At 43.6% G+C, this 21,540-nt stretch carries 24 protein-coding genes and 1 tRNA gene; 9 read left to right on the plus strand and 16 right to left on the minus strand.

Going from position 1 to position 21,540, the window contains the following annotated elements; all coding sequences use genetic code 11:
* Positions 1 to 132 precede the first annotated feature (132 nt).
* Complete coding sequence (locus tag V7Q33_RS11710; protein ID WP_333819954.1) at positions 133 to 1,068, plus strand: alpha/beta hydrolase family protein; 936 nt, start codon at positions 133 to 135, stop codon at positions 1,066 to 1,068.
* Here the strand turns inward: V7Q33_RS11710 and V7Q33_RS11715 are convergent.
* Together V7Q33_RS11715 and prmC are read right to left on the minus strand one after the other, a co-directional pair.
* Positions 1,065 to 1,850, minus strand: coding sequence for a Rossmann-like and DUF2520 domain-containing protein (locus tag V7Q33_RS11715; RefSeq protein ID WP_333819955.1), 786 nt, complete (start codon positions 1,848 to 1,850; stop codon positions 1,065 to 1,067). The genes V7Q33_RS11710 and V7Q33_RS11715 overlap by 4 nt on opposite strands.
* Before the next feature lie 56 nt (positions 1,851 to 1,906).
* Positions 1,907 to 2,767 carry a peptide chain release factor N(5)-glutamine methyltransferase gene (gene prmC, locus V7Q33_RS11720; protein WP_333819956.1) on the minus strand — a complete coding sequence of 287 codons (861 nt, stop codon included), beginning with the start codon at positions 2,765 to 2,767 and terminating at the stop codon, positions 1,907 to 1,909.
* Positions 2,768 to 2,796: 29 nt separating this feature from the next.
* Here prmC and ribD point away from each other — a divergent pair, with 29 nt between their 5' ends.
* The 4 genes from ribD to V7Q33_RS11740 all read left to right on the plus strand — a co-directional run bounded on the left by ribD (position 2,797) and on the right by V7Q33_RS11740 (position 5,978).
* Complete coding sequence (ribD, locus tag V7Q33_RS11725; RefSeq protein WP_333819957.1) at positions 2,797 to 3,840, plus strand: bifunctional diaminohydroxyphosphoribosylaminopyrimidine deaminase/5-amino-6-(5-phosphoribosylamino)uracil reductase RibD; 1,044 nt, start codon at positions 2,797 to 2,799, stop codon at positions 3,838 to 3,840.
* 195 nt (positions 3,841 to 4,035) lie between these two features.
* Positions 4,036 to 4,479, plus strand: a complete 444-nt coding sequence (locus tag V7Q33_RS11730) for a hypothetical protein (RefSeq protein WP_333819958.1) — start codon at positions 4,036 to 4,038, stop codon at positions 4,477 to 4,479.
* A gap of 588 nt (positions 4,480 to 5,067) precedes the next feature.
* Entirely contained in the window at positions 5,068 to 5,484 is a 417-nt protein-coding gene (locus tag V7Q33_RS11735; protein ID WP_333819959.1) for a hypothetical protein, read from the plus strand.
* Positions 5,485 to 5,555: 71 nt separating this feature from the next.
* A complete protein-coding gene (locus V7Q33_RS11740) occupies positions 5,556 to 5,978 on the plus strand; it encodes a hypothetical protein (protein WP_331982634.1) in 423 nt (140 codons plus the stop codon).
* 45 nt (positions 5,979 to 6,023) lie between these two features.
* Here V7Q33_RS11740 and V7Q33_RS11745 read toward each other — a convergent pair whose 3' ends face one another.
* Both V7Q33_RS11745 and V7Q33_RS11750 read right to left on the minus strand, forming a co-directional pair.
* Complete coding sequence (locus V7Q33_RS11745; protein WP_333819960.1) at positions 6,024 to 6,719, minus strand: CTP synthase C-terminal region-related (seleno)protein; 696 nt, start codon at positions 6,717 to 6,719, stop codon at positions 6,024 to 6,026.
* 113 nt (positions 6,720 to 6,832) lie between these two features.
* The gene (locus V7Q33_RS11750; protein ID WP_331982638.1) at positions 6,833 to 7,579 is read right to left on the minus strand and encodes a superoxide dismutase; all 747 of its coding nucleotides are present in this window, start codon (positions 7,577 to 7,579) and stop codon (positions 6,833 to 6,835) included.
* Between the two features lie 106 nt (positions 7,580 to 7,685).
* Here V7Q33_RS11750 and V7Q33_RS11755 point away from each other — a divergent pair, with 106 nt between their 5' ends.
* Both V7Q33_RS11755 and chrA read left to right on the plus strand, forming a co-directional pair.
* Complete coding sequence (locus V7Q33_RS11755; protein WP_333819961.1) at positions 7,686 to 8,657, plus strand: isopenicillin N synthase family dioxygenase; 972 nt, start codon at positions 7,686 to 7,688, stop codon at positions 8,655 to 8,657.
* Positions 8,658 to 8,688: 31 nt separating this feature from the next.
* A complete protein-coding gene (gene chrA, locus V7Q33_RS11760; protein WP_331982642.1) occupies positions 8,689 to 9,888 on the plus strand; it encodes a chromate efflux transporter in 1,200 nt (399 codons plus the stop codon).
* 17 nt (positions 9,889 to 9,905) lie between these two features.
* On the opposite strand, the gene V7Q33_RS11765 is transcribed toward chrA, so the two are convergent.
* The 4 genes from V7Q33_RS11765 to V7Q33_RS11780 all read right to left on the minus strand — a co-directional run bounded on the left by V7Q33_RS11765 (position 9,906) and on the right by V7Q33_RS11780 (position 12,682).
* On the minus strand, positions 9,906 to 10,190 hold the full coding sequence (locus V7Q33_RS11765) for a hypothetical protein (RefSeq protein WP_331982644.1): 285 nt from the start codon (positions 10,188 to 10,190) through the stop codon (positions 9,906 to 9,908).
* 11 nt (positions 10,191 to 10,201) lie between these two features.
* A complete protein-coding gene (locus V7Q33_RS11770; RefSeq protein WP_333819962.1) occupies positions 10,202 to 11,059 on the minus strand; it encodes a dienelactone hydrolase family protein in 858 nt (285 codons plus the stop codon).
* Positions 11,060 to 11,209: 150 nt separating this feature from the next.
* Positions 11,210 to 11,283, minus strand: a tRNA-His gene (locus V7Q33_RS11775).
* Positions 11,284 to 11,341: 58 nt separating this feature from the next.
* The gene (locus tag V7Q33_RS11780; RefSeq protein WP_333819963.1) at positions 11,342 to 12,682 is read right to left on the minus strand and encodes a dihydroorotase; all 1,341 of its coding nucleotides are present in this window, start codon (positions 12,680 to 12,682) and stop codon (positions 11,342 to 11,344) included.
* A 24-nt stretch (positions 12,683 to 12,706) separates the two neighbouring features.
* Here V7Q33_RS11780 and V7Q33_RS11785 point away from each other — a divergent pair, with 24 nt between their 5' ends.
* Together V7Q33_RS11785 and V7Q33_RS11790 are read left to right on the plus strand one after the other, a co-directional pair.
* The gene (locus tag V7Q33_RS11785; RefSeq protein ID WP_331982650.1) at positions 12,707 to 14,113 is read left to right on the plus strand and encodes a DEAD/DEAH box helicase; all 1,407 of its coding nucleotides are present in this window, start codon (positions 12,707 to 12,709) and stop codon (positions 14,111 to 14,113) included.
* A gap of 206 nt (positions 14,114 to 14,319) precedes the next feature.
* Positions 14,320 to 16,245 (plus strand): beta-N-acetylhexosaminidase, encoded by a 1,926-nt coding sequence (locus V7Q33_RS11790; RefSeq protein ID WP_333819964.1) that lies wholly within the window; start codon positions 14,320 to 14,322, stop codon positions 16,243 to 16,245.
* Positions 16,246 to 16,301: 56 nt separating this feature from the next.
* Here the strand turns inward: V7Q33_RS11790 and V7Q33_RS11795 are convergent, their stop codons facing one another.
* From V7Q33_RS11795 to V7Q33_RS11830, 8 genes are all read right to left on the minus strand, one after another.
* On the minus strand, positions 16,302 to 16,703 hold the full coding sequence (locus V7Q33_RS11795; protein ID WP_331982654.1) for an OsmC family protein: 402 nt from the start codon (positions 16,701 to 16,703) through the stop codon (positions 16,302 to 16,304).
* Positions 16,704 to 16,807: 104 nt separating this feature from the next.
* Positions 16,808 to 17,047, minus strand: coding sequence for a hypothetical protein (locus V7Q33_RS11800; RefSeq protein WP_331982656.1), 240 nt, complete (start codon positions 17,045 to 17,047; stop codon positions 16,808 to 16,810).
* Positions 17,048 to 17,128: 81 nt separating this feature from the next.
* Positions 17,129 to 18,247 (minus strand): acyltransferase family protein, encoded by a 1,119-nt coding sequence (locus V7Q33_RS11805; protein ID WP_333819965.1) that lies wholly within the window; start codon positions 18,245 to 18,247, stop codon positions 17,129 to 17,131.
* 139 nt (positions 18,248 to 18,386) lie between these two features.
* The gene (locus V7Q33_RS11810) at positions 18,387 to 18,791 is read right to left on the minus strand and encodes a hypothetical protein (RefSeq protein ID WP_331982660.1); all 405 of its coding nucleotides are present in this window, start codon (positions 18,789 to 18,791) and stop codon (positions 18,387 to 18,389) included.
* Positions 18,792 to 18,936: 145 nt separating this feature from the next.
* On the minus strand, positions 18,937 to 19,380 hold the full coding sequence (locus V7Q33_RS11815) for an SRPBCC family protein (protein WP_333819966.1): 444 nt from the start codon (positions 19,378 to 19,380) through the stop codon (positions 18,937 to 18,939).
* Positions 19,380 to 19,943, minus strand: a complete 564-nt coding sequence (locus V7Q33_RS11820; RefSeq protein WP_333819967.1) for a cupin domain-containing protein — start codon at positions 19,941 to 19,943, stop codon at positions 19,380 to 19,382. The genes V7Q33_RS11815 and V7Q33_RS11820 overlap by 1 nt, the downstream gene beginning before the upstream one ends.
* A 179-nt stretch (positions 19,944 to 20,122) precedes the next feature.
* Positions 20,123 to 21,310: an outer membrane beta-barrel protein gene (locus V7Q33_RS11825; RefSeq protein WP_333819968.1), complete on the minus strand. Its 1,188-nt coding sequence runs from the start codon at positions 21,308 to 21,310 to the stop codon at positions 20,123 to 20,125.
* A gap of 37 nt (positions 21,311 to 21,347) precedes the next feature.
* The coding region (locus V7Q33_RS11830; protein WP_333819969.1) for a hypothetical protein at positions 21,348 to 21,540 on the minus strand (193 nt) is incomplete at its 5' end.

Below are 21,540 nucleotides of genomic sequence, written 5' to 3' on the forward strand. Positions count from 1 at the left end.
CTCTGAAGCCGGGGAGGACTTCTTACTGACTACATTGCAATTCCTGATAAGAAATTTTCCTTGTGATTCTTTGCAATACACCTGCAAAATGAAAACAAACTATATACTAACCTGAAAGCATCAACATTGGGTATGAGTAAGAAGAGAATCGGCTGGCTGTTGCTCATTGTATTTATACTGATAAATGCAATAGCTTTTCAACATGCTTATAAATTTACACACTTCAGCAGGGAAACCGTTGCGCGTACAAAAGACCCTGCAGAACTGTCGGTATTAGATAAGATGCAGTTGTTGTTTACAGGCATTGATAATCCCAGGCCAATGCAAAAAGAAGTTCCGGGTGCAGCCTTTAAAACGGTAAAGGTTATTAGTACAGAAGAACTGGAATGCTGGAAGATCGGTACACGAAATTCCCAAGGCACGGTCATTATGTTTCACGGGTATGCCGGTGAAAAATCATCGCTGATTATGCGCGCCGATGAATTTCGGAAGTTAGGCTACACAACTTTCCTCGTTGACTTCATGGGCTCAGGCGGATCGGGAGGTAATACAACTTCTATTGGCTATAAAGAGGCTGAACAGGTAAAGGACTGCTTTGAGTATATTCACAAAGAAGAAAAGAATGTTATTCTCTTTGGTACATCGATGGGTGCGGCCGCTGTGTTAAAGGCTATGGATGATTACGAACTTCCGGTAACGTCCGTTATTCTTGAATGCCCCTTTGGCTCGTTGTATAAAACAGTGCAGGCCCGGTTCAGGCTTATGCATATACCTACGTTCCCTATGGCTGGTTTGTTATGCTTTTGGGGCGGTTTGCAGAATGGATATTGGGCTTTCTCACACAATCCTTCGCGCTATGCACAAGCTGTGAAATGCCCGGCACTGATATTATTCGGCGAAGAAGATAATCGCGTGAGCCGCGAAGAAACGGATGAGATATATACCAGCCTGAACAATAACAATAAAGTATTGAAAGTATATCCCCACGTTGGGCATAACATCTTTACAATAGCCAATAAATCGCAATGGGTACGTGATGTATCAGCGTTTCTAAAAACTGCTAACTAACTATGATATGTATCCACAATGTGCTGGCTGATGGATCTATAGATGGCTGCAATGGTTTCATCGTGTTGAAGAAATTCCATGTGCCGGTCGAGTATCTCGAAGTCGCCACGTCTGGCCGGTCCGGTCTGTGCTTTTTGAGGGCCAATGGATAAGCTCTTGTTGATCATCTCGGCGATCAGCGGTTTGAGCCACACAAAGTCCAGTTTATTTTCCCGCATAATATCTTCCGCAATCAGAAGCATGTGATTGGTAAAGTTGGCAGCGAATACGGCTGCTACGTGCATGGCCTTGCGCTGCCGGGATGCAATGGTATGTACGTTTTTGCTGATGGCCTTTGCCATGTGCAGCAATACTCTCTCCGCTTCTCGTGAATCACTTTCAATAAATATAGGGATATCACGAAAGTCTACTTTCTTCGCTTTGCTGAAGGTTTGTAACGGGTAAAATACACCTGTGTTTGGAGTAGCATAACCTAATATACTCAGCGGCTGACTTCCCGAAGTATGCACAAGAATGGCATCGTTCGGCAGTATAATTTCCTGCAACAGCGATTCTATTGCGTCATCAGACACCGCGATAATAAAGATGCGCGATGAGCTTGAAGAAAAATCAAGGGAGTGCCTCACCTCTGCTTCATACAACTTATCAACCAGGGCTGCAGCATGCGCAGGGTTTCGGCTATATACTTCACGCACGGCAAAATCGGTGTTGTCCAAAGCCGGAGCCAAATGCCAGGCTACATTGCCTGAACCTATAAACGAAACGTAGTTAGTGCGGCTCATGTGCTATAAGTTGTGAATCGATGTTACAGATACCGGCAATCTACCACCATCCGAAGTTAATCTGCAAGTAAATTTCCTTTTACAACGCGGTCCTTGCCATCGAGGTCTTTCAGAATCGCAATGTTATGGAAGCGGTTTGCTTCCAATATAGTTGCCACCTCGTTGCCAAATCGTTCGTTGATCTCAACAATAAGAAGTCCGCCGGGGTTGAGCACACCTCGTGCTGCTATGGCAATGGCACGATAAAATTTCAATGGATCGTTATTGGGCACAAACAAAGCTAGGTGTGGTTCATATTGCGTTACATTGGCACTCATCTGCGTAGCTTCCTCCAATGCTATATAGGGAGGATTACTCACTATAATATCGATAGCGGTTACGGGTAATTTTTGCGTGAGTATATCGTGTTGCAGAAAGTTAACCGTAGCATTTAGCTGTGCTGCATTCCCTCTTGCAACGGCTAAAGCATCGGTACTGATGTCAGTAGCATATACCAGGGCCTGAGGAATTTCCAATGACAATGTCACGGGTATACATCCACTTCCTGTGCCGATGTCGATGATTGTAAGCGGGTCGATTTGGTTTTTGCAATACGCTATGATCTCCCGGATTAGATACTCTGTTTCGGGCCGTGGTATCAATACAGACTTGTTTACATGAAATGTTCGGCCAAAAAAATCTTGTTCTCCCAAAACATATTGCACGGGCTCGTGGAGATTGATGCGATCAATGCTTTCTGCTAACTGAATTTCTTGTGCTGAAGTGAAATTAACAGGCCTATCCAGCAGAATGTCGTTTCTGCTAATGCCGGCGATGTGTTCCAACACCCGGTGGGCTATGCTGGCAATCTCGTCTTTGCTCTCGGGCAAAGTGACCTGCCGGATGAAATCCTGAAATACAGCTTTGGAATTTTTCATAGCTTGGCAATCTTTGCAAGTATAATTCAATGACCAGGCACGATCACCATCAGGATGAAATTTTTATGCAGCGCACACTGGAGCTTGCGTTGCTCGGCAGAAGTTACGTAAGTCCTAATCCCATGGTGGGCAGTGTTATTGTACACGATGGTAAAATTATAGGCGAGGGCTGGCATCGTAAATATGGTCAGGCTCATGCAGAAGTAAATGCTGTGCAGCAACTTACCGATAAAAGCATTTTGCGTGAGAGTACTATATATGTGAACCTGGAACCCTGCTCGCACACCGGTAAAACCCCGCCTTGCGCCGATATGCTGGTACAACACCAGGTAAAGAAGGTGGTAATCGCCAACCTCGACTCCAATCCATTGGTAGCAGGTAATGGCGTAAAGAAATTGCGCGCGGCCGGTATTGAAGTAGTTACCGGTATATTGGAGAAACAAGGGCGCGAACTCAACAAACGGTTCTTTACATTCATGGAAAAGAATCGCCCGTATATCATTCTTAAATGGGCGGAGACTGCAGATGGATTTATAGCCCGTGAGAACTTCGACTCCAGGTGGATCAGCAATGAACATGCGCGACAACTTGTGCATAAGTGGCGCAGCGAAGAAGATGGTATACTGGTAGGTGCACGCACCGCCATGCACGATAACCCTCAATTGAATGTGCGCGACTGGACGGGTAGAGATCCTGTGCGCATTGTGATTGATCGCTACCTCAAGCTTTCGGCGAAGCTTCATCTCTTTGATCGAAAGCAAAAGACTATCTGCTATAATGTTCTTAAGCATGAAGAACACAACAACCTTTTGTTAATACGCCTCGATGAACAGGACTTTCTGCAACAGCTCGTGAAAGACCTTGTGAAACAAAAGATACAGTCGGTCATTATCGAAGGGGGTGCTGCAACGCTGGCCATGTTTATTGGAAATGAATTGTGGGATGAAGCGCGCATCTTCATCGCCCCGCAGAAATTCGGAAAAGGTATAGCAGCCCCGCGCCATCCTGGTATATTAATCGAACAGCACATGCTGGCAGGCGACAGCCTGAATTTTTATCGGTCTCCGCATTGATATTTCCTAACATGCGGCACATATCTCACCTGCAAAAAACTTGAATGAACCTCAATTTTGGGAGTTGTCCACCTTTTTGACAACCTGGTATTGAAAACTATTTTTCATAATAGTTTAATCTTTGCAGCCTTTGTAATTGTGCTAAACGCTTCACAAGATGCTGATAGCATTGCTTTCATTTAACAATTAACCCGTATGGAAATTTACCTCGATACAGACGTTAAGCGGATTGAGTATAACGCGGCCCATCACATTTTGATAGCAACCTGGAAAGTAGCGCCAACATCTGCTGAGTTCAGAAATGGAATGATGGCGATGATTAAGGCTATGGAGCATTTTAAAACTGGCAGATTAGTGTATGATGTAACACATAAGGGTGCACTCCTGGAAGAGGACCAGGTATGGGCTGCCACAGAATGGCGTACGCAGGCGGTGGCTGTTGGACATTCAAAGGTAGCGTTTGTAGTACCGGAAGATGTTTTTACCAATATGTCTATGGAAGACATGATGGAGAAGGCTGATAAGGAAGTGTCTTTTGCCTACTTTGGCAGAAAGGAAGATGCTATACGCTGGGTGACTATTCCACAGCAAAAGAGCAGTATGGGAAGCGATGTATTAGAGAGCCGCGCAGACCAATAGCCGGTTCATAACCCAATTTCTACATATCCTGAATCCCTTTATGTCCCTATAGCGGTGCAAATTGAACCGTTGCCTTTTATTTCATGTAATAATTTCCTGACTTAATCCCCATTGATATATAAATAGTAGTGCCTTCCAACAAGAATATAAATCTATCAGTACTGCTGGTATATATGTAAGAAAAGTTCAGAGTTATAAAATTCTGTATTTAGTATACCACTTTGTACGTTACAATAGCACAGGTATACATCATTCAATTCGTGATACGGTTATCAAAATGCCTGATGTGTTCCATGCATCGTTATAAGCGGTGAAGTTAGTTGTCACGATGTCTCGTTAAATCAACCTACGGGGGTAAGTTATTTCAAAATTACCGTGTCTTTAGGCTGCGTGATTGTTGTAGCTATGCACCACGGTTTAAAACTTATAGCTATAAGTGAGTCAGCCACAGAATTTTTTAAATGATTGGTGCCGAAAAAATATTATTCCGATTTGGATAGATTGTTTGGGAATGCACGGATCATACAAAAAATAGAAACTTGACTACAAGTATTTAACGAAGCGCATATAATCCTTTACCACATTCACATGCATCAGTTTTTCGAAAACCAAAGTGCAAAAATATATTATGATTCAAACCTTGGGGCTATGGTATTGGAATATACCAACCGCGTAGTGAACCATGAGCAATTTGTTGTTATTAATACAGCGCTTTTGGAAGCGTATAAAAAACAGCGGGCTACCAAATTTGTGGCAGACATACGGAAGATGGGAGTTATCAGTATTGAGTCGCAAAAATGGGTTGTCGATATTCTACTGCCGGGATTGGTGAAACATTTGAATGGAAAGAGCCCGGTAGTAGTTCAGTTGTTAGATGAATCGGAAGTGTTTGCCAGGATTGCAGGTAATAATATTAAGCAAAAGTCTGTTGATATAGCAAAGGACTTTCAGGTAATCCAGTTTATCGACCGTACCAAAATGGAAGCTTACCTGCGAAGCGTTTAGCATCCAGCGATCCAATGGTGCCGTCAGGTGTCTCTCTTGATTATTACTATATCTCTAACTTTCAAAAATAAATGCCGAACCAAAAGTTTTTTGAAAATCAAAGTGCACAAGTATACTATGATGAAGCACTCGATGCATTGTTTCTGGAGTATACCAATAAGGTTCTTAGCCACGAGCAATTTGTAGCTATCAATATGGCTGTATTGAATACATTCACAAAGCTGAAAACGGTAAAATTTGTAGCTGACATCCGAAAGATGGGAGTGATCAGCGTTGAATCAAAGGCCTGGGTTGTTAATAATTTACTGCCGGGTATGGTAAAACACCTAAAAGGTGGCGAGTTAATTCACGTCCAGTTTATGGATACATCTGAAGTGTTTTCAAAAATTGCTGCGAATCATGTAAAAGATAAATCGTCAGAGAAAATAGAGAAGCTTCGCATTGCCCAATTTACCGACCGCACCGAGATGGAGGCTTACTTAAGAACAGTTTAATATGTAGTTCGCTAACGTTTAATATAGTTTGTAATTCTGTTCATATTAACGGCTAATGGTATAAAAGAAATCCATGATTAATGCATTCGGTCGTTCCGGAGTAGAATCAAGCGGAGGCTGAAACAATGTTCCTTTAAAGAAGCGATGGTTTTTCAGTTCAAGTGCGCGCACTTCACCTTGCAATGAAAAAGCAGTAAATGCGAGTGCTCCTTGTTGCAGTTGTTCTGCAAACGCAGGGTTCACACCATAGTTGCAATTGAAATGACCGGTAATAATATCCTTCTGCAATACCCTGTATAACCACGATTGCTTGTCACGAATAATCACTTCTTCCGGCTTACCTTTTAGTGAGCAGCTTAGTTTAGAGATTACCAGCTGTTGAGCACCCGGCTCACTCTCTTCGTGACCGGCATCGCGAATACTCAGTATATTCTTTGCGTATTCTACAATCATATACTGAAAGCCGCCACAGGTACCGAAGACTGGAATGTTATTCTCGCGAGCCCACCGTATAGTACTATATACAGCACCGTCATTTTTGTAGGGCGAACCAGGTGCAATCCACAAGCCATCGTATTGCTTCAGGCTCTCTACAGTGGCAATACTTGTGGTATCAATCCACGGTGCCTCTATAGCAAAATTCAAATGAGGGCGAGCATGATCAATAGCAGCATTAAGTGCTATATGGGTGTGCTTGCCTTCCGTATAGTCGCCAATAATGGCAATGCGCAATGCTCTCATATCCTATAAATAATAAACCCGCCACAGCGTCTCTATATATTGCTATGGCGGGTGGTTATTCCTGTTTTAATAACAGAGTTGTTTCAGTAATTTTCTGTGATTTCTATGATCTTTCATGCAAGGCGCTTTGCCACTTCATCCCAGTTAATAACATTATACCAGTTGGCAACATACTCGTTGCGCTTATTTTGATACTTGAGGTAGTATGCATGCTCCCATACATCCAGCCCGAGCAATGGCGTTCCTTTCAATTCGCTCACGTCCATCAATGGATTGTCCTGATTAGGTGTTGAACCAATCTTTAGTTTGCCACCTTCATTTACCAGCCATGCCCATCCTGAACCAAAGCGAGTCATCGCCGCTTGTGTAAATTGCTCTTTGAATTTATCGAATGAACCAAATGAACTGTTGATCGCTTCAGCAAGTTTACCACCGGGCTGTCCTGCACCGGGTTTCATGGTTTGCCAGAAAAAATTGTGATTCCAGGCACCGCCTCCATTGTTTCGTGCCTTCGCAGAAAGCTTGGAAGCATTGGCAAAGAATTCCTTCTCTGTACCGAACGATATCTTGTCGGCAGCGATCGCTTCGTTTACATTCTTGATATAGGCCGTGTGGTGCTTGGTATAGTGAATCTCCATCGTCATGGCATCGATAGAAGGCTCAAGAGCCGCATAGGCATACGGCAGAGGCACCTGTGCAAATTGTAATGCTACACCATCCGTCAGTATATCGAATGGCGATGATGTTGTTTCTGTTGTTCGTGAGTCCGCCAGGGCATTGAAAGCCAGTGGTGTTCCGAGGGCTGTTAAGGTGGTAGCTTTTAGCGCTTGCTGCACAAATTCTCTTCGGGTTGTTTTCATAAAGCAGATGTTATAATGTTAATATTTCTGCAACCGATGTGGCCGCTTTACCTGCACGAAATTTAGCCAAAAATATTTAGCTTGCACGGAAACAAACCCAAGTGTTATGAACGAAATACTATATGACGAAATCCCCTCACTCGACCTGGCGGATTATTATAACGGTGATGAGAAGAAGAAACAGAAATTTGTAGCAGACCTGGGTGCCGCTTATCATAACATTGGCTTTGTAGCGATCCGGAATCATTTTCTCACGGATGCTATGCAACAGGATCTCTATAAGGCTATAAAACAATTTTTTGCATTGCCCGATGATGTAAAGAAAAAATACGAACGCCCCGAGCTTGCCGGCCAGCGCGGCTATATTGGTAAAGGAAAAGAACATGCCAAAGGCAGAAACACGGGTGATCTGAAAGAGTTCTACCATGTAGGGCAGGAACTGCCTGAGTCAGAATTGAATAAAGAACATTATCCGGCGAATATATGGCCACAGGAAGTGCCCGAGTTTGGCAAAGTAAGCACTGATGTTTACCGCGCACTTGAAAAGACCGGTACCTATATGCTTCGCGCCATAGCCCTATACCTTAACCTTCCTGAAAATTACTTTGACGATAAAGTTAAACATGGTAACAGTATATTACGGCCGATCCATTACTACCCCATCGAAAATCCGGATGCTGTTCCTGAAGACGCAGTGCGCGCAGCCGAACATGGTGATATAAACCTGATCACATTGCTCATGGGCGCCAGTGCCGATGGTCTGCAGGTATTGCGCAGAGATGGCAAGTGGATTCCCATCACGGCATTGCCAGATCAATTGGTAGTAAATGTGGGCGATATGCTCGAACGCCTCACGAACAAGAAACTGAAATCAACAATACACCGTGTGGTAAATCCGCCACGTCACCTCATGAATACACCGCGTTATTCTATACCTTTCTTTATGCACCCGCGCTCGGAGATGAGCCTCGCAGCATTGAAAGATTGTGTTACAGCGGAAACGCCCAAGCAATGGGAAGATATTACAGCCGGAGAATTTCTGGACCAGCGCCTGCGCGAGATAGGATTGAAAAAATAAGGATGACGAGAGCTATAGCCCCCGAGTTGTAATGATCCAGCGCGTTCGATACTATATCTTTCTGCGCGATGTGCTCATGCTGGCGGTTTCTACTTTTGGCGGACCGCAGGCGCACCTGGCACATTTTCAAAAAGTACTCGTAGATAAACGGAAATACCTGACAGACGATGAATTGATGGAGATCAATTCACTCTGTCAGATTTTGCCGGGCCCAACCTCTACGCAAACACTAACCGCTATAGGGTTTAAACTGGGAGGCCCCAACCTGGCATACCTCACCTTGCTGATCTGGATACTTCCCGCAGTTTCGCTGATGACGCTCGCTGCGTTGATCATGTCAGGTATAGAAGAGAAAAACTGGTCGCTTGAGTTTACACGCTTCATCCAGCCAATGGCCGTAGGCTTTGTAAGTTATGGTGCGTATGCTATCATTCAGAAAACCGTGCGCACTAAAACCGGTATCGTATTGATGATTGTAGCGGCTATACTTTCATACCTCATTCAAACACCGTATGTATTTCCTGCTATACTTCTGGGTTCGGGTATGCTCACGGCATTGAAGTATAAAGATCAGCCGAAGGAGGAGAAAACTAAAATTGTAGTGCCCTGGGCAAACTTCCTGCTGTGGGCAGGTGTACTTATTTTTGCTGCTGCGTTGGGAGGTATAACAAAAGCCTTGCCTGTGCGATTATTCGAAAATTTCTATCGTAACGGCAGCCTCATCTTCGGTGGCGGGCAGGTACTCACGCCGTTGTTATATACCGAGTTCGTGCAATATGCTCCCAAACATTATCTTTCATCAGAAGAATTTTTGTCGGGCTATGCAGTAGCACAGTCGCTACCCGGCCCCGTGTTTTCATTCAGTGCATATATAGGGGCGCTCTCCATGCGAGACTCCGGCACAGGTGGAGAAATTATAGGAGCATTGATGGCATCGTTCGGAATTTTTCTGCCGGGTACATTTCTCATATTCTTTGTAATTCGTTTCTGGGAAAGTCTGAAACGTTATCGTGCCGTTCGGGCATCGCTGGAAGGCATTACCGCTGCGAGTGCAGGACTCGTGGCAGCTTCGGCTGTTATTTTATTTCAGCCTCTTGAACACACTCTGATGAATTTTGGTGTAGCCATCGCTACATTTCTGTTGCTAACTTTTAGCAAGGTGCCCTCGCCTTTTATTATTCTCGGCGGACTGCTGCTCGGCTTTGTAGTGCGTTGGGCAACATCCTTGTAAGAAATAAAAATGAGCTGTTAGAAAATGATGGGCAGCTTGATCTGATCCGAATAGAACTGCATGCGTGAATGATTCGTATCCAACGGCACAATCTTCTCGATTATTGTGTTCTTATGATTAATAAAAACTTCAACGTAAAAATTTCCGAGCAGGTAAAGATTGATCTTATACCCGTAGTATCGTATCGCCATGATGAATGTACCTTTTTCGTACAACACATCAATTTTCTCCTCGAGCGCCAGCTTTTTATATTCCTTCCACACGATCATGAAGTCAACATACAGTAAAAAATCGTACAGCACAAGATTGCATGTTACCGAAGTTTTTCGTTAAAGAACGCCATCGTTCTGCTCCATGCTAACTTCGCGGCAGCTTCGTTATAACGTGTAGGAGCAGTGTTGTTATGAAAAGCATGTTGTGCTCCTTCATACATAAATAACTGATAATTCACACCTGCTTTTTTCAACGCCTCTTCATACGCGGGTATACCTGCATTGACACGCTCATCCATACCGGCATAATGCAATTGTAATGCAGCCTTTATCTTGGGTACATCTGCAGCTTCGGGTTGTCGTCCATAAAATGCAACAGCTGCTTTCAGGTCGGGTACATTTACGGCAAGATTATTTGCCATTGCCCCACCCCAGCAAAAACCAACGCAGCCAAATTTACCATTGCAATCTTTTTGAGTCTTCAGATAATCGAATGCCGTTGCAAAATTGGCAATCGTTTTAGGCATATCCAGTTGCTGAAACATATCGCGTGCTTTGTCTTCATCGGGTGGTGTTCCTCCCAGTGGTGATAAGGCATCGGGAGCGATCGCTACAAATCCTTCCAGTGCCGCGCGTCTGGTTACGTCTTCTATGTGCGGATTGAGTCCGCGGTTTTCATGGATCACCACAACACCTCCATATTTACCTGCTTTTTTGGGTCGCGCTATATATGCTTTCATCTCACCACCTTCTATCGGATAGGTAACCTGTGCTGTGGTGATGCGATCATCCTGCGAATCGATCGTTTCTGCTTTTGCATAGTTTACTTCGAGTAGTGGCAGCGTTGCCAGCGCTGCAGCTGTGCTTCCGGTAAGCTTGGTGAGCCTGTGAATAAATTCTTCACGTGTAAGTGGCTTATGCGTGTATTCGTCGAAGAGATTGATGATACGCTGATCCATAGATGAAATGGTTATAAGGGATAATTTTTTACAGATAACAGAGATACGCTTTTCACGAACAGAATACTATAGAATTTCAGTGAGCGGAGAAGCAAAGAGACGAATAACCGCATAAAAGCAAAAAGCCCCCGTTACAGGAGCTTTTGCTTGGGTGAATGATGGGACTCGAACCCACGACCCTCAGAATCACAATCTGATGTTCTAACCAACTGAACTACATCCACCATTTTGAGGACTGCAAATTTAGTGAGTGACACCGAATTTGCAAAAAACTATTGCAGATCATTTTCGAAGAAATGTAAGGCGCTCGCCCATGCGCGTTTCATCAAACTTTCCTTCGGCGTATGCCAGATGGCCCGAAATGAATGTGTGCGTAACGGTTGATTGAAACGTTGTTCCTTCCAGGGCCGACCAGCCACACTTGGAAAGAATGTTCTCCTTGTTCACGGTCCACGGAGCGTTGAGATCTGCCAGCACCAGGTCGGCAAAGTACCCCTCACGGATAAAACCACGCTTCTCCACCTGAAACAGAATAGCCGGGTTGTGACACATTTTCTGAACGATCTTTTCCAGGCCTATCTTTCCCTGTTTATAAAATTCCAGCATAGCCACGAGGCTGTGTTGTACCAGCGGCCCACCGGAAGGTGCTTTGAAATAGGTGTTGTTCTTCTCTTCAAGTAAATGCGGCGCGTGGTCCGTAGCGATAACGTCAATATGGTCATCAAGCACAGCCTGAAAAATAGCCTGCTGATCGCGCGCTGTTTTTACAGCCGGGTTCCATTTCAGCAACGTGCCCAGGCGTTTATAGTCTGCATCGTTAAACCAGAGGTGATGAATGCAGGCTTCTGCAGTAATCTTCTTTTTATCCAACGGAATCGTGTTATCGAACAACGCGATTTCCTTCGCTGTAGAAATATGCAATACGTGAAATCGCGTGCCGTGCTTCTTAGCGAGATCAATCGCAAAAGATGATGATTTATAGCAGGCTTCTTCACTTCGTATCAGCGGGTGGCATTCAATGGGAACGTCTTCACCGTAGCGCTCTTTATAGTCAGCGGTATTTTTACGAATGGTTGGCTCATCTTCACAATGCGCAGCAATGAGCGCAGGAAAACGTGAGAAAAAGCCCTCGAGCGTGCCCGGATTATCTACTAATAGATTGCCGGTAGATGAACCCATGAAGATCTTTAGTCCGCATACTTTTGTGATGTCAGTCTTCATTACTTCCTCCAGGTTATCGTTGGAAGCACCGATAAAAAAAGAATAATTGGCCAGCGAAGTGCGCGAAGCAATCTGGTATTTGTCTTCAAGAAGTGCTTGCGTAAACGTGGGCGGGTTAGTGTTGGGCATTTCCATAAAGCTGGTAATACCGCCTGCCACCGCAGCTTTTGCTTCGGTATAGATTGTGGCTTTATGTGTTAAACCCGGTTCGCGAAAATGTACCTGGTCGTCAATAGCGCCCGGTAACAGGTATTTTCCGTTGGCATCAATCACCTGGTCGGCAGTAGCTGCAGACAGCTCTTTTCCGATCTTCTCAATGTATTGACCCTTAATAAGCACATCGCCGGTAAAGACCTTGCCTTCGTTAACTATATTTGCGTTGGTTATCAGAATAGTTTTCATCACAGTAAAATTAAGAAGCAAAAAGTGTCTGCTATTACAACTTTCGAAGATTTTAATCTCAACAGGCAATTGCTCAATGCAGTATCAGACCTCGGATTCCAGCATCCTACAGAAATTCAGCAGAAATCGATCCCTATCATTTTGGGCGGACAGGAGCTGATTGGTATTGCGCAGACCGGCACCGGCAAAACCGCTGCTTATCTTTTGCCTATGCTGATGAAAATAAAATATGCACAGGGCACCGAGCCACGTGCTATTATTCTGGCGCCTACCAAAGAACTTGTCATTCAGTTGGCAGAGCATGCCCGGCAACTGGCCAAATATACCGACCTGCGCATACAGGCTATATATGGGGGTATTGGCCCTAAGACGCAAATCGAAAACATTCAGCAAGGTGTAGATATACTTATTGCCACTCCGGGGCGCTTTACGGAAATCTATCTGAAAGGTGAATTGCCCGTGAAGCAAATCAAAATACTGGTGTTGGATGAAGCCGACCGCATGATGGACATGGGCTTTATGCCACAGCTGCGAAAGATATTTGAAGTGATTCCGCGCAAGCGACAGAACCTGCTATTCTCCGCTACATTCCCTGAAAAAGTAGAACGACTGTCCGCTGAATTTTTGGAATTCCCGGTAAAGGTAGAGGTTACACCACAGGCTACAGCTGCCCGGCAGGTAGGGCAGACGTTGTATCATGTGCCGAACCTGAAAACGAAAATCAACTTCATTGAATACCTGCTTCAGGATAAAGAGACGTTTAATCGCGTAATGATCTTTACCCGCACAAAAGAAAATGCCGACAATGTTTTTAAATTCATTGAGCGGAGAAATTTAGGACCGGTGCGCGTAATCCATTCCAACAAAGGTCAGAATAGTCGTATCAATGCTGTCAATGAATTTAAGGAAGGCTCAATCCGCGTGTTGGTGTCAACGGATGTTACTGCGAGAGGTATAGATGTAATAAAGGTATCGCACGTGATCAACTTCGATGTGCCGCTGCTATATGAAGATTATGTTCATCGCATCGGTCGCACCGGCCGCGCGTTTCAGGATGGTAAGGCTATCACCTTCGTGAACAAGGCAGAAGAATATCACATTGAAAAGATTGAAGCTTTGATACGCGAGAAGATTCCGGTAATGCCGATACCCGAAGCCGTAACAATCGAGAAAACTCCGTTCGAAGAAAAGCAGGCCATGAATAAGGCTATCGATGATCAGAAACGCAAAGACGACCCCACGTTTAAAGGTGCGTTTCATGAAAAGAAGGAGAGTAAGAAGAAAGTCGAGAAGAAGACCGTTAAGAAGAAGGAATACAATAAAGCAGATGCCAAGCGGAACGCGTTCAATTCGAAGAATAAAGCAAGTGCCGATAAACGAAGTGGGCGTAAAGGCACAGACGAGAAGAAATACAAAGGAAAAAACCGGTAGTACTTTTTGTATTTGATTCAAAACACGATGCTGTTCAGAAAGTATACATGGGCAAATTATCCGGATAAGGAAAATTAATAGTTTCCCCGATTGTAAGTTTGATTCGATCTGCCGTTGAAAGACGTGTGCGCAAGGCACATGGAAAAAATCATGCGCGCGGGCGGAAACTCGTTAACTTGTTATTAAATCAATCAATAAACGCCCCTATGATGCTTAATCGAAAAATTGTCATCGCTATACTCTGTGCGATGAGCTTCGCATTGTCGTGCACACAGCATAATAATGTACGAGCACAAAACATTTCACTCATTCCTGCTCCGGTAAGTCTCAAACAAGAGCCCGGTCATTTTCTTCTTACCAATACAACCACCATCAGTGTTCCTGCGAAGCAGCCCGAAGTTGCCCGCATAGCCCAATATCTTATCGACAAAATAAAGCCTGCTACAGGCTATACATTAACATCTTCAGAAGGCGGTAAAGCGCACATCACCTTTACCTTGAATGCAAAGCCCGATGCCCGCTTGGGAAAGGAAGGATATACTTTGCATACAGAAGCAGGTAAAGTGGATATTGCCGCCAATACACCTGCAGGTTTGTTCTATGGTGTGCAAACTTTTCTGCAATTGTTGCCAGAAGAAATTGAATCGACAACACCGGTTAGGGATGTAGAGTGGAAAGCGGCAGCTGTTACTATACTCGACTATCCACGCTTTGGCTGGCGTGGACAAATGTTTGATGTGAGTCGTCACTTCTTTACTAAAGAGTATGTAAAGAAATATATAGATCGCATGGCCAGGTATAAAATGAATCGTTTTCATTGGCACCTTACAGATGATAACGGTTGGCGCGTAGAGATCAAAAGTTTACCGCGTCTTACTTCCGTAGGCGCATGGCGTGTGCCCCGCGTAGGAACCTTTGGAAGCAATGAACCACCCAAAGCTGGTGAAGCGGCTACCGATGGAGGTTTCTATACACAGGCCGATATAAAGGAAATTGTGCAATATGCCAAAGACCGCTATATAGAAGTACTTCCGGAAATTGATGTGCCGGGCCATAGCATGGCAGCACTCGCGTCCTATCCGGAGCTGTCGGTTACCAATGATACTACATTGAAGGTAAACCCAGGTTCCAGCTTCTCCACCTGGTTTGGCAATGGTAAATTTGAAATGCACCTCGACAATACTTTCGACCCTACCGATGAGAAAGTATACCAGTTTCTCGATAAAGTATTTACAGAGATTGCTGCTATGTTTCCGTTTGAATATATACACATGGGTGGCGATGAGTGCTATAAAGGTTTCTGGGAACGCGATAAAGGCGTGCAGGCTTTTATGAAAAAGAAAAACATCAAGAACGGCGAGGAGCTGCAGGCATACTTCGTGAAGCGCGTTGACAGGATCATCCAAAGCAAAAAGAAAAAGATGATGGGTTGGGATGAAATTCTGGAAGGTGGTATAGCGCCGGGTGCAGCCGTAATGAGCTGGCGCGGAACGAAGGGTGGCATTGAAGCATCGCACCTCAAACACCCGGTGGTGATGAGCCCTGCTCCTGTATATTATTTAGATATGTATCAGGGCGAACGCTCTATAGAGCCTCCGGTATATAGCAGCGCCCGCCTTAGAGAAGTGTATACATTTAACTTATTGCCGGCCGGGATAGACACAACGTATGTGCTGGGAGCGCAAGGCAACCTGTGGACAGAACAAATTCCAACGGAGCCGCAGGTAGAATATATGACATATCCCCGGGCACTGGCCATGGCCGAGTCTTTCTGGACGCCCGAGAAACATAAAAGCTGGGAAGATTTTCTGCCACGCGTAGAAGATCATTTCAAACGCCTTGATGCAGCGCACATCAACTATGCCCGCAGTATATATGATCCGATTATAGCAGTAAAGAAAAACGCTGCAGGTAAATTGTTGATTGAGCTATCAACCGAAGTGCCCGGTCTTGATATATACTATACGGTTGATAACACAATTCCTAATCAATATTACCCACGCTACACTGCGCCTGTTGAATACCCGGATGGTGCCGATAATTTCCGGTTGATCACTTATCGCAAAGGCGAACCTATTGGACATTTGATTTCTCTGAAAACGGAAGACTTGGAGAAGCGTGTTAAGAAATAAAAAAAATTCGATAGAGATTATAAAAATGCCCGGAGTTTTTCGGGCTTTTTTATAACTCATCCTTTCATCAAGGATACTGAAACACCTTTACGAAGTGTATTGTGAATCTCTGCAACCCGATCGGTATAGTTAATAAGGTCTTCGATAGCCGCAGCAGGCGCATCAGAAATTACGTGGGCGTTGTATTGAAAATTACTGCCAGGTTCGCCTTCGGCACCAAACTCACCGGTAACCGTTACTTCTACACCCGATACTGCTATATTTCGCTTGCCCGCTTCACGGTATATATCGTTACAAAAGCAAGTAGCCAGCGCCAGCAGCAGCAGTTCACCGCCATTTACAGACGAGCCAAAGCCTGAGGGCTTAGAGGCAATGGATAGTGTTTGTTTATGCTGATTTGTTTCTACAACAACACGGTGGTTGCCAGATATGTTTTTTACAGCTGCAGAGATTTTCATGAGAGGATTTTATCTGCTGAAGATAATAAAAATCACTTTATTTCTGCAGAGGATAAAGTATCCCAAAATCAACCAAGGTCTGTTATACGCTTTGGTTTAACGCTTTATCTCTGCCCGAGCCGGTCTTCGCGTTTCTTTAAGACTGCGCCGATTATGAATCCACCTGCTGCTGCCAATACTATATATATAGGCAAGGCCCATTTAAAAGAGAGAAGCACCTTGTAAAATAAATCGCCAATACCATTGGATGGATATTTTGAGAGCTGTTGCACAACTTTAAAAACGTGAAAAACGACAAGAATAGCGAGTAGGATTGCAGCGTATTTGAGCGTATACTTCATCATTTGTTAAATGATTTTGTTAAATTTTTGATAAGTAGCGTGTTGCCAGCGCTGTGCTTTGTACAGATTAAATTTTTCGTCAATCTATTTTGGAGTTACCTGGTTTATAAACGTTGCAGCAACTGAATTTTTAGATTGCGGCTTTAACAATTTCTTCCGAAGCCATGATCTCACAGGTGCATCATATAATTTTTGTGAAGCATAGGCAGTCAGAGTCATAAATGTAAATAGGCAAATGGCAATTGGGATATATAATGAAGGAGATGGTTTTTCGTTCCAAACCCAGCTTTTGTACGCATAAACTGCTGTGTAATGAGTAATATAAATCGGGTATGACATATCGCCGATAAACTTACATATTTTTGCCGCCGCTCCTTTTATCTCCCCTCCCGCTCCTGCCGCTACAAGAACCGGAAATGCAATAATAATACATAAGGCTTCGTATAAGCCATTATACCTGAAATATGGCATTATAATAATAGCTATTAGTGCGAGAGAGCATATAGCGAAAGCCCCGGGTATGCGTATTAATTTATTGCTTCTGAAAAGCAACAGGCCTGCAAAGAAAGAGAACATGACACGCACACTTGCAATCCACATGTTATGGTATCCCCACCCTGCGCCAATATCTCCGCGTTTTATAGTAACACCTGCCAAAGCAATTCCGCATATAATTACAAGCACCCAAAGCACCATTTTGGTAAGCTTCTTGTTGAAAATGGCATATAGTATATTCGCAATATATTCTTGAAAAAGAGACCAGGCCGGACCATTCAAACAATGTGATTCACCCCAACCTCTAATATCGGGCGAAGGAAAAACCGTGAAAGAGATTAGCATTACTTCTATCAATCTTATTGCATTAGCTCCAGGTTGATTGCTCTTGTAAGGATCAATCCAAAAGCAAATGGCTCCTAAAACCGCTGCTAAAATAACCATTGGGTGAAGCCTGATAAGTCTGATTTTAAAAAAATCCCAAATACTCATATGATCCCAGCGATCATCATAAGCATAGCCAATGACAAATCCGGACAACAGAAAGAAGAAATCAACAGCCATGTAACCATGGTGAATAGGATGGGTTGCATGCGAAGAGAAATGGACTTCCATAATGTGGAATAAGACCACTAAGATTGCGGCAACTCCACGGAGGCCGTCAAGAATCAAATAATGAGTCTTTGTGTCTGGAGCAGAGGTTTGCATTAACGGAATGCGATTAAAGTAAATATAGGTTATGTAAGCCTCATAGAGACAATTTTTTTCCTTTATAAAATTGTCGCCATGGATGCAAATCAAATGGTTTTACTGACTAAATGATTCGATAAAGTCTTTATCAATTGTATTAGTTAGCCGGAGACCACTTATCGCTGAAGAAATCATATTTCTCAACAATCAGGTCTTTTCCTACCCGAAACGATTCTATACGGGTATAATGGCCTGCTAGCAATTCATAAAAGCCAATTACAAAATAAGGACTCGCGGTTGTAGGCTTTTCATCTGTCATGGTAAAGGCTTGCACCTTCTTCTCCTTCAAGGAGGCGGCATCAACCCTCACTTCCTTTACTTTCCAGATTAGTTTGTGATTTTCGATCTCGTCTGCAGTGGCATGTGCATCTTTAAATTCGAGATACCGGCCTAATGAATCCGTTTTATCGACCGGGCGCAGGGAAAAGTCAACGTACTGCTGTCCGACAACATGGCCGGATGAAAGCCAGATCAAAGCAATAAAACAAATGAAGTATTTCATCACACAGGGAATGCTTGCATCCAATAGAAGACCCGAATTTACTGCGCCCGGTTCTATTCGGCAACTGATAAATAGCAACTCTCTTACATGAGCTTACGCTCACCCTCAAATATCAATCTGAAGGCATTTTTTGCAGCAGTATGTGCTATCGAAAAGCAAATTCTTTTTCTATCGTGTCCTTCAAGGCGATAATAGTGCCTTCCCAGTAAAGTACTACGTGCTTGTATATTGTTTCTGTTGGAAAATTATTGATCATTACCGTTATAATGGTTTTGCCTTGTTCGGCAACTAATCTGAAATCGATGACGGAGTAATGCTCAGGAGTGTCCGGTAATTGAGATAGTGAGCTCAGATAATTATATTGAAGTACTTTCTCTGGTACAACTTGTAAAACAGTGCCCTTGTTTTCGAACGCCACATGGTGGAAACCCCGCGTTATTATAGGGCCACCAATTTCCCAATTGGTAATTATTTCCAGGTTTATCTCCGGCTCGCCCATCCATTGCTTCATCAATTCAGGATCGGTTAATGCTTTCCAAACGATGGCGATGGGTGCATTGATCGCGATTGATTGGAAGAACTGTTTCATTACTCTGCTTTCAAGGGTGGTCCTGCAACGATCATATCATGTTCGGCAAACACTCTGGTAATTTCTTCTTTGGAGGGTGGAGTTGTCCACTTATCGGTTACTTCAAAGAATGATTCCATTTTGCCAGCGGGAAGATACGACACAATCATTCTCCCTTTTTCAGTCAGTTGAACAAAGGCGTGTTTAACATTGCGTGGAAGAAAAATGGTATCGCCAGCTTTCATTTGATATGTATCATCACCCACCTGAAATATATACTCTCCTTCAATAACGTAAAACCACTCATCTTGATGGGGATGAATATGAAGCGGAGGACCACCTTTGGGTGTTAACCCCGTTTGTTCAAATACAGCCAGGTCATTGTCAGTATCCTTACCGGAGATTTTAATGTCTAAAGTGTTTAGCGTTACACCCTTCATTTTATAGTGTGTGCCGAAGCGCGCCTCACCTGCATTTACTTTAAAGCCTTTGTTTGCCCTGATAAAGGCATCATGCTTTACTTTTGCAAACAGCGAAACAGGCAGCATGGCCAGCGCTGATGAAATTAGTGTTCTTCGTCTCATGGGAGTTTAAGGTTAATTGTAACTGAACAAGGAGATAGAAAGAACCGATAACGGAGTAGATACTGAGTGCTACATTCTAACGTTTATTAAAGATAGAAATTTTGACGTATTTGATTAGATCAAACGGTGGTCAAGATGCTTGGGCAACGTCTGGTATCCGGAGTGTTACGATTGTTAACCTAGAATATAGAAAAACCAATAATAAGAGATGTAGTATTATACGCCGATCCCCAAAACACATAGCCTCTTGCAATGTTCCTGTTTGTTTGCTGACGGAGCTCTATGCTATACCTGTTGCCAAATTTATAACCGACACCAAATGCCAGGTTGTTATCAGACGATATATCGATGTCTTCACTGGTTTTAAAATCCAATTTTGAATTGCCATCATAACTATAGATGAAGGAAGCATTAATAAAGAGCTTATTGCGCTCATTCAGAAAGAAATAATGCCGTGCGCCAATCGGCAACTCCAGCACGCGATAGTCTGCTTTTACTGTCTGTGAATTTATAGTTGTTTCATTTTTATAATGCTGATAAGAAGGCTCAATAATAATAGACCACTTATTCTTGTTAAAGGGCAATATAAATTCAAGTTCAATGCCTGATCGGAAGCTCTGCTTGCGACTGAAATTTGTATTCTCAATGCTATTGTAAGCACTGCTTAACGTAAGTGAAGAACTATTGATACCCGCTCTCACTGTCAGGTTAAAGAAATCTTTGTTTGACGTACTCCCCAGGTTTACAATTTCAGAACCCTGGCATTTATTATACTTTTCAAAAAGCGTAACCAGCTCTTTTCGCTTGTAAGCCAGTTTCTCAACATCCTTCTTCGAAAGACTTTCGCATTTTAACGTATTCAATAACTGCTGTCTGAAAGCATTGTTTCTTCCTATCTTTTTATCAGGTGTTAAGAAAGGTTTAAAAACCAATTGTTCCATGCCGATGCTATCGGTTTGGTAAAAGAATCTGGTCAGGTTGCCATCGGTGTATTGATACAGGCTTGCCTTTCCTTCGATCAGCGCTTTTAAAAAGAGTTGTTCCTGCACAAATTCCGGATTTCGGTTGTTGCTCATCTCATTTATACTTTCGCTTGACCGGTCTATTTTTACCGTATACCGTTTGTATCTCGCTACGGTATAAATGCCAAATTCTTTTACCGATGCGATAGTCTCCGTTTTGCTTTTGTCGCTCTCCGATAATTTATAGTCGAACGCAGTAGGGTTGCTTCTCCAATCCATGTTCTTGATCAGACATTCCATTTTTTGACCGGCATTATCAATGAAATATCCTTTTTCAAAAATTATCTGTGAATAGCAGGAGATGCTTAAAAACAGGATCGCACAGACGAGTAGAAAACTTTTCATTGGGTTAGGTTGAGGTTAACAGAAGTATAATGCAGGCTTAATCAGTCATTGCTGCCGCTGGTTGGAGAGCTGCCGGAATCTGAAAAACTGGAAGAATCCGAAGAGCTCCAGCTATCTGAGCTGCTGGAACTATCGCTGCTCCAGGAATCGTGGCTTGTACTTGCGTGATCGTGGTGACTATGATGATCATGACTGTTGTGATGGTGGTTATGATGATGGTCATGATGATG

The sequence above is a fragment of the Ohtaekwangia sp. genome, assembly GCF_036786105.1.
Classification (GTDB): Bacteria; Bacteroidota; Bacteroidia; order Cytophagales; family Cyclobacteriaceae; genus Ohtaekwangia.

Excerpts from the sequence above, each read along its gene's own strand:
- V7Q33_RS11770 (WP_333819962.1), bottom strand. The coding sequence starts at position 11,059 with ATGGATCAGCGTATCATCAATCTCTTCGACGAATACACGCATAAGCCA.
- V7Q33_RS11805 (WP_333819965.1), bottom strand. The coding sequence starts at position 18,247 with ATGCAAACCTCTGCTCCAGACACAAAGACTCATTATTTGATTCTTGAC.
- V7Q33_RS11790 (WP_333819964.1), top strand. The coding sequence starts at position 14,320 with ATGATGCTTAATCGAAAAATTGTCATCGCTATACTCTGTGCGATGAGC.
- V7Q33_RS11735 (WP_333819959.1), top strand. The coding sequence starts at position 5,068 with ATGCATCAGTTTTTCGAAAACCAAAGTGCAAAAATATATTATGATTCA.
- V7Q33_RS11740 (WP_331982634.1), top strand. The coding sequence starts at position 5,556 with ATGCCGAACCAAAAGTTTTTTGAAAATCAAAGTGCACAAGTATACTAT.
- V7Q33_RS11810 (WP_331982660.1), bottom strand. The coding sequence starts at position 18,791 with ATGAAATACTTCATTTGTTTTATTGCTTTGATCTGGCTTTCATCCGGC.
- ribD (WP_333819957.1), top strand. The coding sequence starts at position 2,797 with ATGACCAGGCACGATCACCATCAGGATGAAATTTTTATGCAGCGCACA.
- chrA (WP_331982642.1), top strand. The coding sequence starts at position 8,689 with ATGATCCAGCGCGTTCGATACTATATCTTTCTGCGCGATGTGCTCATG.
- V7Q33_RS11780 (WP_333819963.1), bottom strand. The coding sequence starts at position 12,682 with ATGAAAACTATTCTGATAACCAACGCAAATATAGTTAACGAAGGCAAG.
- V7Q33_RS11815 (WP_333819966.1), bottom strand. The coding sequence starts at position 19,380 with ATGAAACAGTTCTTCCAATCAATCGCGATCAATGCACCCATCGCCATC.
- V7Q33_RS11755 (WP_333819961.1), top strand. The coding sequence starts at position 7,686 with ATGAACGAAATACTATATGACGAAATCCCCTCACTCGACCTGGCGGAT.
- V7Q33_RS11710 (WP_333819954.1), top strand. The coding sequence starts at position 133 with ATGAGTAAGAAGAGAATCGGCTGGCTGTTGCTCATTGTATTTATACTG.
- V7Q33_RS11730 (WP_333819958.1), top strand. The coding sequence starts at position 4,036 with ATGGAAATTTACCTCGATACAGACGTTAAGCGGATTGAGTATAACGCG.
- V7Q33_RS11795 (WP_331982654.1), bottom strand. The coding sequence starts at position 16,703 with ATGAAAATCTCTGCAGCTGTAAAAAACATATCTGGCAACCACCGTGTT.
- V7Q33_RS11820 (WP_333819967.1), bottom strand. The coding sequence starts at position 19,943 with ATGAGACGAAGAACACTAATTTCATCAGCGCTGGCCATGCTGCCTGTT.
- V7Q33_RS11800 (WP_331982656.1), bottom strand. The coding sequence starts at position 17,047 with ATGATGAAGTATACGCTCAAATACGCTGCAATCCTACTCGCTATTCTT.
- prmC (WP_333819956.1), bottom strand. The coding sequence starts at position 2,767 with ATGAAAAATTCCAAAGCTGTATTTCAGGATTTCATCCGGCAGGTCACT.
- V7Q33_RS11750 (WP_331982638.1), bottom strand. The coding sequence starts at position 7,579 with ATGAAAACAACCCGAAGAGAATTTGTGCAGCAAGCGCTAAAAGCTACC.
- V7Q33_RS11745 (WP_333819960.1), bottom strand. The coding sequence starts at position 6,719 with ATGAGAGCATTGCGCATTGCCATTATTGGCGACTATACGGAAGGCAAG.
- V7Q33_RS11825 (WP_333819968.1), bottom strand. The coding sequence starts at position 21,310 with ATGAAAAGTTTTCTACTCGTCTGTGCGATCCTGTTTTTAAGCATCTCC.
- V7Q33_RS11715 (WP_333819955.1), bottom strand. The coding sequence starts at position 1,850 with ATGAGCCGCACTAACTACGTTTCGTTTATAGGTTCAGGCAATGTAGCC.